The sequence below is a fragment of the Aerococcus sp. L_32 genome, from assembly GCF_050689315.1.
On the sequence record NZ_JBOEQF010000794.1, the window covers coordinates 1 to 838 of the forward strand.

1 protein-coding gene is annotated in these 838 nt (G+C 44.5%); it reads right to left on the reverse strand.

The features are described from left to right. Positions 1-132 precede the first annotated feature (132 nt). On the reverse strand, positions 133-838 hold a 706-nt coding region (locus ACRCJ0_RS16520; RefSeq protein ID WP_431391246.1), incomplete at its 5' end, for a pseudouridine synthase.

An 838-nucleotide genomic window follows, 5' to 3' on the forward strand; every position in this document is an offset into this window, starting at 1 on the left:
GATGCTATTCCTGAGATTTTTTTGCTCAAAAATATCGTACTTGAATAGTATAGCATCAGATATTATAGATTTCAACAGTTTGGGCAAAAGTTTTTTGAAAATTTTTTTGGCCTATTTTACCGCCCTTTTCCCTCAACTTTCTTTACGCCTATTATATAGAAGAAAGATACCTTTGAGTGACTGGATTTCCGCTTCATTTAGTTGGCGATAACCCCCTTCCGCTAGGCCGTCAATTCTTAAATTGCCAATTGCTTGTCGGTATAAGTCTGTGACTTTTACTCCGCAAGCAAGGAACATTTTCTTCACTTGGTGGCGGCGCCCCTCTGAAATCGTGACTAAACCAGTTGAGGATTGCGGGCTTGCCGAAATGATTTCAAGCCTTGCCGCTTTACAGATCGTGCCATCCTGAAAAATGACACCAGCCTGAAATTGTGCGACCATTTTGCCATCAATAAGGCCATTCACGTTGACGCGGTAAGTTTTTGGAATATCAAATTTGGGTTGTTGGAAGATGTAATGGAGCTGGCCATTGTTAGTGACGAAGACGAGTCCATGGGCATCGCGGTCCAGACGGCCGGTGATTGCTAAATCGCCGGGATTATCTGCTGGTTGAATCAGGTCAATGACCGTTGGGTGGGTCTGGTCTTTATTGGCTGACAGGTAGCCTTTGGGTTTATGGACCAAGTAATAGGTATGGCCAAAATGGCGATCAATTACTACTTGGTCAACGGTAATCTCTTGCCAGCTGGGGTCCACAACGGTGGCGAATTGTGTGACAACTTGGCGGTCAACGGTGACATAGCCACCTTTCAATAGCCGTTTGCATTCTTTTCGAGTA